General features: G+C 73.7%; 8 protein-coding genes. 4 read left to right on the top strand and 4 right to left on the bottom strand.

Going from position 1 to position 7,658, the window contains the following annotated elements; genetic code table 11:
- Nucleotide 1: 1 nt before the first annotated feature.
- Together ACOJUF_RS25310 and ACOJUF_RS25315 are read left to right on the top strand one after the other, a co-directional pair.
- On the top strand, nt 2–232 hold the full coding sequence (locus ACOJUF_RS25310) for an Lrp/AsnC ligand binding domain-containing protein (RefSeq protein ID WP_420124570.1): 231 nt from the start codon (nt 2–4) through the stop codon (nt 230–232).
- 125 nt (nt 233–357) lie between these two features.
- The gene (locus ACOJUF_RS25315) at nt 358–873 is read left to right on the top strand and encodes a DUF3515 domain-containing protein (protein WP_420124571.1); all 516 of its coding nucleotides are present in this window, start codon (nt 358–360) and stop codon (nt 871–873) included.
- Between the two features lie 21 nt (nt 874–894).
- On the opposite strand, the gene ACOJUF_RS25320 is transcribed toward ACOJUF_RS25315, so the two are convergent.
- From ACOJUF_RS25320 to ACOJUF_RS25330, 3 genes are all read right to left on the bottom strand, one after another.
- Nucleotides 895–1,995, bottom strand: a complete 1,101-nt coding sequence (locus ACOJUF_RS25320; RefSeq protein WP_420124572.1) for a D-alanine--D-alanine ligase family protein — start codon at nt 1,993–1,995, stop codon at nt 895–897.
- A gap of 164 nt (nt 1,996–2,159) precedes the next feature.
- Nucleotides 2,160–3,179: an NAD(P)H-dependent glycerol-3-phosphate dehydrogenase gene (locus tag ACOJUF_RS25325; protein WP_420124573.1), complete on the bottom strand. Its 1,020-nt coding sequence runs from the start codon at nt 3,177–3,179 to the stop codon at nt 2,160–2,162.
- Nucleotides 3,176–3,979, bottom strand: coding sequence for a lysophospholipid acyltransferase family protein (locus tag ACOJUF_RS25330; protein ID WP_420124574.1), 804 nt, complete (start codon nt 3,977–3,979; stop codon nt 3,176–3,178). The genes ACOJUF_RS25325 and ACOJUF_RS25330 overlap by 4 nt, the downstream gene beginning before the upstream one ends.
- 90 nt (nt 3,980–4,069) lie before the next feature.
- Here ACOJUF_RS25330 and ACOJUF_RS25335 point away from each other — a divergent pair, with 90 nt between their 5' ends.
- Together ACOJUF_RS25335 and ACOJUF_RS25340 are read left to right on the top strand one after the other, a co-directional pair.
- On the top strand, nt 4,070–6,412 hold the full coding sequence (locus tag ACOJUF_RS25335) for an RNA degradosome polyphosphate kinase (protein WP_420124575.1): 2,343 nt from the start codon (nt 4,070–4,072) through the stop codon (nt 6,410–6,412).
- The gene (locus ACOJUF_RS25340; RefSeq protein WP_420124576.1) at nt 6,402–7,307 is read left to right on the top strand and encodes an NUDIX hydrolase; all 906 of its coding nucleotides are present in this window, start codon (nt 6,402–6,404) and stop codon (nt 7,305–7,307) included. The genes ACOJUF_RS25335 and ACOJUF_RS25340 overlap by 11 nt, the downstream gene beginning before the upstream one ends.
- A 73-nt stretch (nt 7,308–7,380) precedes the next feature.
- Here ACOJUF_RS25340 and ACOJUF_RS25345 read toward each other — a convergent pair.
- On the bottom strand, nt 7,381–7,658 hold a 278-nt coding region (locus ACOJUF_RS25345), incomplete at its 5' end, for a hypothetical protein (protein WP_420124577.1).

Raw genomic sequence — 7,658 nt, forward strand, 5'->3', positions numbered from 1 at the left:
GGTGCAGGCGTTCATCCTCATTCAGACCGAGGTCGGCCAGGCCGCCGCGGTGGCCCAGGCGATCGCCGAGCTGCCCGGCGTCACCAGCGCCGAGGACGTCACCGGCCCGTACGACGTCATCGTCCGGGCCGAGGCCCAGACCGTCGACGAGCTCGGCAAGCTGGTCGTCGCCCGCGTGCAGGGGGTCGCGGGCATCACGCGCACGCTCACCTGCCCCGTGGTGCACCTCTGACCGGCTCGCCGCCCTCCCCGGCGACCCCGCCACCGTCCCCGACGCCGCCGTCAGCCTCCCCGGCGTCCCCGACGCCCCGGGCCGGGACCCGCGACGGGTTCCCGCGCTGGCGGGTCTACGCGGCGGTGGCCGTCGCCGGGGTCGCCGTGCTCGGCGTCATCGTGGGCGCCCGGATCGTCAGCAACCGGCCGGACTCCTCCGTGGACGACCCGCTGCCGCTGGCCGGGGTCGAGGCGCCCGGGGCCGCCACCCCGGCCTGCACCGCGTTGATGGCCGCACTGCCGGCCGAGCTGGGCGGGCTCCCGCGGCGGCAGCTCGAGCACGCCGACGACCCTTCGCTGTCCGGTGCGGCGGCCTGGGGCGAGCCGCCGGTGGTCCTGCGCTGCGGGATCCCCACGCCGGCCGAGCTGACCTGCACCGCGGCGGTCCAGGAGGTCGACGGCGTCGCCTGGCTGCCGCTGTCCACCGGCGGCGACACGACCTACTTCGCCGTCGACCGGTCCGTCCGCATCGCCTTGACGGTGCCGCAGGAGGTCACCTCGACCGGACCCTGGCAGGAGGCGTCCACGGTGATCGCGGCGACCCTGCCCGAGCGGGACATCTGCCGGGGCGGCGTCCCGCTGCCCACCGACGGCGAGTAGCCGGCCGGGCGGCCCGCCCGCTCAGCGCAGACCGGTGCCCCGGGCCACGGCGGTGCGCAGCAGCACCGTGATCAGGTCCCGGTACGAGACACCCGCCTTGGCCCACATCGCGGGGTACATCGAGATCGGGGTGAAGCCGGGCAGGGTGTTCACCTCGTTGATCACCACACGGTCGATCGGATCCCCGTCGGGCCGGACGAAGAAGTCGACCCGGGCCAGACCCTGCGCGTCCAGGGCCGAGAACGCCCGCCGGGACAGCTCGTGGATGCGATCGGTCACCGCCTCCGGGAGGTCGGCCGGGATGTCGAAGGTGGCCGCGGTGTCGTCGAGGTACTTGGCGTCGAAGTCGTAGAAGTCGTACCCGCCGCCGACGTGGATCTCGGCGGTCGGCGAGGCCTCGATGCGCCCGTCCGGATGCTCCAGGACGCCGCATTCCACCTCGCGCCCGACGACCGCGGCCTCGACCAGGACCTTGGGGTCGGTCTCGCGGGCCAGCGCGATCGCCCGGTCCAGCTCCGACCACCGCGCGACCCGGCTGACCCCGAGCGAGGAACCGGCTCGGGCCGGCTTGACGAAGACCGGCAGCCCCAGCCGGTCCCGCTGCGCCTCGGTCAGCGTCGCCGTCCCCGGCCGCAGCACGACCCAGTCGCCCACCGGCAGCCCCTCGGCGGCCAGCAGCTTCTTGGTGAACTCCTTGTCCATCGCCGCCGCGGAGGCGAGCACCCCGGCCCCCACGTACGGCACTCCGGCCAGCTCCAGCAGCCCCTGGATGGTGCCGTCCTCGCCGTACGGGCCGTGCAGGACGGGGAACACCACGTCCACCTCAAGGGCCGACCAGGGGGCGCCCGGATCCAGCGCGACCAGGGTCGCCCCGGTCGGATCGACCGGCAGCGCCACCGGCGAGCCCCCGGACACCGCCGGCAGCTCCCGGCCCGACCCGGCCGGCAGCGCCTCGGGGTCGACGTGTACCCAGCGGCCGGCCGGGGTGATCCCGATCGCGGTGACGTCGAACAGGTCGGTGTCGATGTTGGCCAGCACACCGGCGGCGGAGATGCACGACACCGGGTGCTCCCCGCTGCGGCCGCCGAACACCACGGCCACCCGGACCCGGTCGTTGCTCATCGCGCCGCCTCGCTCATGGTTGGTCACCCTATCGGGGCACCGGAGCCGGACCCGAAATCGACACAGCGGTCCGGGCCCGGGGTCCGGGCCGGGGTGAGGCCCGAGTGCGGTCGGTCCGGTCGCGGCGCCCGACGCGGCCCGGGCCGCCGCCCGGGTCGGCGGCGCTACTCCGGGCTGTGCGGCTGGTCCATCAAAAAGCCCATCAGCCGGCCGGGCGGCAGGTGCCGGTAGCAGACCTGGTAGACGGCCTCGGTGATCGGCATGTCCACCTTGTGCCGCACGGCCAGGTCGCGCACCGAGCGGCAGCTGACGACCCCCTCGGCCACCTGCCCGCCGGCGGCCTCCAGGGCCGCGTCGAGCCCGATCCCGGTGGCCAGCCGCCGGCCGAGCGTCCGGTTGCGCGACAGCGGTGACCAGCAGGTGGCCACCAGGTCGCCCAGGCCGGCCAGCCCCGCGAAGGTGGCCGGCTCGGCGCCGAGTTCCACGCCCAGTCGGGTCATCTCGTTGAGGCCCCGGGTGATCAGCGACGCGGCGGCGTTGAGGCCCAGGCCGAGGCCGTCGGCGATGCCGCAGGCCAGCGCGATGATGTTCTTGCCGGTGCCGGCGATCTCGGCCCCGATCACGTCGGTGACGGTGAACGGCCGGAAGTACGGCGTGGCGCAGGCCTCCTGCACGGCGCAGGCGCGGTCGTGGTCGGTGCAGGCCAGCACGGAGGCGGTCGGCCGCTCCAGGGCGATCTCGGCGGCCAGGTTCGGCCCGGTGAGCACCACGATCCGGTCGGGCTCGATCTGGCCGACCCGGGCGATGACCTCGCTCATCCGCAGGCCGGTGCCGATCTCCACCCCCTTGGCCAGCGAGACGACCGGGACATCGGGCGGCAGGCTGTCCCGGAACACCCGCAGGTTCTCCCGCAGCGCCTGGCTCGGCACGGCCAGCACGACGGCGTCGACCCCGGCCAGGGCCTCGTCGAAGTCCGAGGTGGCGGAGAGGTTCTCGGGCAGGCTCACGCCGGGCAGGTAGTCCGCGTTGAGCCGGGTGTCGCGGATCGCGGTGGCCAGCGCGTCCCGGCGGGCCCACAGCGTGACCTCCCGGCCGGCGTCGGCCAGCACCTTGGCGAACGTGGTGCCCCAGGATCCGGCCCCGAGCACCGCCAGCCGCTTCAGGGACCCGGTCGTGGCGGTCACTTCTCCGGGGTTTCCGGCGCCGGCGCGTCGGCCGGGGCCGGCGCCGCGGCCTGCGCGGCCCGCTGCGCCAGCCGCGCCGCCTTCTTCTGGTCGTAGAACTCGGCCGGCGGGGTGACACCGCGCACCTCGCCCACCATGTCGCGCACGGCCGTCATGATCCGGAAGGACGCCGCCCGCACCGCCCGGGCATCGTGCGGGCCGGCCCGCAGGTCGTCCAGGTCGACCGGCTCGCCGAAGCGGGTGTGCACCACCTTGCGGGGCAACGGGTGGAAGCGGCGGCCCTGCCCGTAGGAAGTGTAGACGTGGTTCGAGCCCCAGTGGGCCACCGGGATCACCGGGAAGTCGCCGGACAGCGCGAGCGCCCCGACGCCCATCCGGGGCTTCATCGGCCACATGTCCGGGTCCCGGGTGACGGTGCCGTCGGGGTAGATCAGCACCACCTTGCCCCGGTTGAGGGCCGCGGTCGCCTTGTCCAGGCTCGACTGGCCCGCGCCCGCACCCGCCCGGTCGACCGGGATCTGCTCGGTGTTGGCCAGCGCGTTGCCCAGGACCGGCACCTTCCACAGCGAGGCCTTGGCCATGAACCGCGGGATCCGGCCGATCTTGCGCACCGCGACGGAGTCGAACAGCGGATCCAGGTGCGAGATGTGGTTGGCCACGAGCAGGTAACCCCCGCGGCGCCGGGCGTGCTCGGCCCCGGACACGCGCTCCCGGCCGAGCAGGAACGCCAGCGGATACATGACGACCTGGCAGAAGGTCAGCCAGGCGTTGCCCTTCTCGTGCACGGGACTGCGGGCCACCTTCAAGCTCCTTCGCGCCGACGACGACCGTCACCCTATCGCCCGGACCCCGGCCGAACCGGTCGCGTCGTGACGCACTGTTCACCTCGGATGTGGCGTCCGCCGCGTCGCGGACGGGACAATGGCGCGGTGACCGCGAGCGAAGCCACCCCATCGACGACCGACCGCAACGGACGGGCGCCCGCCCGCGCCACGACCAGGACCCGGCGGGCCCGCTCGACGGCGGGGGCGGCCGCCGATGCGGCCGCGGCCGCCGCCGCCGAGGCCGCCGATCCCACCGTGGAGACGCTGGTCGAGCCGTTCCACGGCGGGCCGTCCGAGGTCGCGCTGGACAGCGCGGTGGTGGCCGAGATCGAGGAGGACCCGCTGCCGGACGACCGGTTCTCCAACCGCGAGCTGTCCTGGCTGGACTTCAACGCGCGGGTGCTGGCCCTGGCCCAGGATCCGGGCCAGAAGCTGCTCGAGCGGGCCAAGTTCCTGGCCATCTTCGCCTCGAACCTCGACGAGTTCTACATGGTGCGCGTCGCCGGCCTGAAACGGCGCCGGGACATGGGCCTGTCGGTCACCAGTGCGGACGGCCTGACCGCATCCGAGCAGCTGGCGCTGATCTCGGCCCGGACCCGGGAGCTGCAGGAGCAGCAGGGCCGGTGCTTCGTCGACGAGGTGCGCCCGGCGCTGGCGGAGGCGGGCATCCGGATCGTGAAGTGGAGCGAGGTCGACGCGCAGGACCGCGCCCGGCTGGGCGAGTACTTCACGGCGCAGATCTTCCCGGTGCTGACGCCGCTGGCGGTCGACCCGGCGCACCCGTTCCCCTACATCTCCGGCCTGAGCCTGAGCCTGGCCGTCGTCGTCCGGAACCCGGAGAGCGGCGCGGAGCGGTTCGCCCGGGTCAAGGTGCCGCCCAACGTCGACCGGTTCGTCCAGGTCCGGCGGGGCGTCTACGACTACCTGCCGCTCGAGGAGCTGATCGCCGCCCACCTGGGCCAGCTGTTCCCGGGCATGGACGTGGTGGAGCACCAGGAGTTCCGGCTCACCCGCAACGCCGATCTCGAGGTCGAGGAGGACCGGGACGAGGACCTGCTGCAGGCGTTGGAGCGGGAGCTGGCCCGGCGCCGGTTCGGCCCGCCGGTGCGCCTGGAGGTCACCAACACGATCAGCGAGCGGGTGCTCACCTGGCTGCTGACCGAACTGGACGTCGACCCGGCCGACGCCGTCGAGGTGCCGGGACTGCTGGACCTGTCGAGCCTCTGGCAGATCTACGGCGCGGACAAGCCGACCCTCAAGGACGCCCCGTTCGTGCCCGCGACGAATCCGGCCTTCGCCGAGGGCGAGACGCCCAAGAGCGTGTTCTCGACGCTGCGCGACGGCGACGTGCTGCTGCACCACCCGTACGAGTCGTTCGCCACCACGGTGCAGCGGTTCATCGAGCAGGCGGCCGCCGATCCGCGGGTGCTGGCGATCAAGCAGACCCTCTACCGCACCTCCGGCGACTCCCCCATCGTGGACGCCCTGATCGCCGCGGCCGAGGCCGGCAAGCAGGTCGTCGCGCTGGTGGAGCTCAAGGCGCGGTTCGACGAGCAGGCCAACATCTCCTGGGCCAAGGCGCTGGAACGCGCCGGCGTGCACGTGGTCTACGGCCTGGTCGGGCTCAAGACGCACTGCAAGACCGCCCTGGTGATCCGCCAGGAGGGCAAGACCCTGCAGCGGTACTGCCACCTGGGCACCGGCAACTACAACCCCAAGACCGCGCGCATCTACGAGGATCTCGGGTTGCTGACGGCCGACCCGGACATCGGCGCCGACCTGACCGACCTGTTCAACGTGCTCACCGGGTACTCCCGGCAGACCGAGTACCGGAACCTGTTGGTGGCACCGCATTCGATCCGTCGGGGGGTCATCACCCGGATCGAGCGCGAGATCGAGCATCAGAAGGCGGGTCGCGGTGGACTCGTTCGGCTGAAGATGAACTCGATCGTGGACGAACGGGTCATCGATGCGTTGTACCGGGCCTCCCGCGCCGGGGTGACCGTCGACGTGACGGTCCGGGGCATCTGCGCGCTGCGGGCCGGGGTGCCGGGGCTGTCCGAGAACATCACCGTGCGCTCGATCGTCGGCCGCTTCCTGGAGCATTCGCGGATCTTCTACTTCCGCAACGGCGCCCAGCCGGTGGAGGGCGGCGGCACCAGCGAGGAGTACTGGATCGGCAGCGCGGACATGATGCACCGCAACCTCGACCGGCGGGTGGAGGCCCTGGTCCAGGTCAAGGCCAAGGGCGCGACCGAACGGATGGCCCGGCTGTTCGAGTTGCTCACCGCACCCGACACCCGCTGCTGGCTGCTGGGTCCGGACGGCTGGACCCAGTCACCGGTCGACGGTCCGGGGGTGGACGTGCAGGAAGTGCTGTTGCGCGGCCCGGTGCCCCGTGGCGACTGAGCAGCCGGCGCTCATCCGGGCGGCGGGCGCCGTGCTCTGGCGCCCGTCCCGGCGGGACGGCCTCAAGGTCGCCCTGGTGCACCGGCCTCGCTACGACGACTGGTCGTTGCCCAAGGGCAAGGCCGAGCACGGCGAGGTGGTGCAGGTGACCGCGGCCCGGGAGGTGCAGGAGGAGACCGGTTTCCGGGCGGCGATCGGCCGGTCGTTGACTACCGTCTCGTACACCACCAGCGCCGGGCCCAAGACGGTTCAGTACTTCGCGGCCCGGCGCATGTCCGGCTTCTTCACCGCGAACAAGGAGGTCGACAAGCTCGAGTGGCTGCCCGTGGCCCGGGCCGAGGCGCGGATGAGCTACGAGTTCGACCGCGCGGTGCTGGCCACGTTCGTGCTGGAACCGGCGGTGCAGCAAGGGGTGCTGCTGGTCCGGCACGCGCGAGCCGGTCAGCGGGAGGACTGGTCCGGCGACGATGCGCGACGCCCGCTCGACGCCAAGGGCCGCCGGCAGGCGGCCGCGCTGATCGGCGAGCTGAGCGTCTTCGCACCGATGACGGTGCACAGCGCGCCGCTGGAACGGTGCCGGGCCACCGTCGGCCCGCTGGCCGAGAAGCTGGGCACCGCCGTGGTCGACGAGCGCGCGCTGGCCGAGGAGTCCTACCGGGACGATCCGGCCGCGGCCCGCCGCCGGATCGTCGACCTGGCCGGCGCCCAGGAACCCGGGGCCACCACCGTGGTCTGCAGCCAGGGTGGCGTGATCCCGGGCGTGGTCAAGTCGCTCGCCGCCCGGGACGAGGTGCCGGTCGCCGGCGTCAGCACGCCCAAGGCGGCGTACTGGTTCCTCTCGTTCGACGGCCGGCGGCTCGTGCAGGCCGATCCGTATCCGGCCCCGGTGGTCTGAGCCGGACCCGGACACGCGTCGGCCCCGGTGGCGGCGGTCGGAACCGCCCCCACCGGGGCCGAGATGCGGTGACTCAGCTGGACGCCGGCGCGGCGGCCGCCTTGCTGGAGGCCCGGCGCGCCGGAGCCTTGGCCGCGGTCGTCTTGGCGGCGGCCGTCTTCGGCGCGGCCGCGGTCTTGGCCGCGGTCGCCCGGGTCCGGGTCGTGGTGGCCTTGGGTGCGGCGGCGGTCTTGGCCGCGGTGGACCGTGACCGGGTCGTCGTCGCGGGCGCCTTGGCCTCGGCGGCCGGCGCGGCCGCCTTCGTGGCCCGGGTCCGGGTGGTGGTGGCGGCCGGCTTCGCGGCCGCCGCCC

Source organism: Nakamurella sp., from assembly GCF_048594475.1.
GTDB lineage: Bacteria > Actinomycetota > Actinomycetes > Mycobacteriales > Nakamurellaceae > Nakamurella.

What these genes read in the sequence shown, in the direction of transcription:
- ACOJUF_RS25335 (WP_420124575.1), top strand. Translation starts at nt 4,070, where the DNA reads ATGTGGCGTCCGCCGCGTCGCGGACGGGACAATGGCGCGGTGACCGCG.
- ACOJUF_RS25320 (WP_420124572.1), bottom strand. Translation starts at nt 1,995, where the DNA reads ATGAGCAACGACCGGGTCCGGGTGGCCGTGGTGTTCGGCGGCCGCAGC.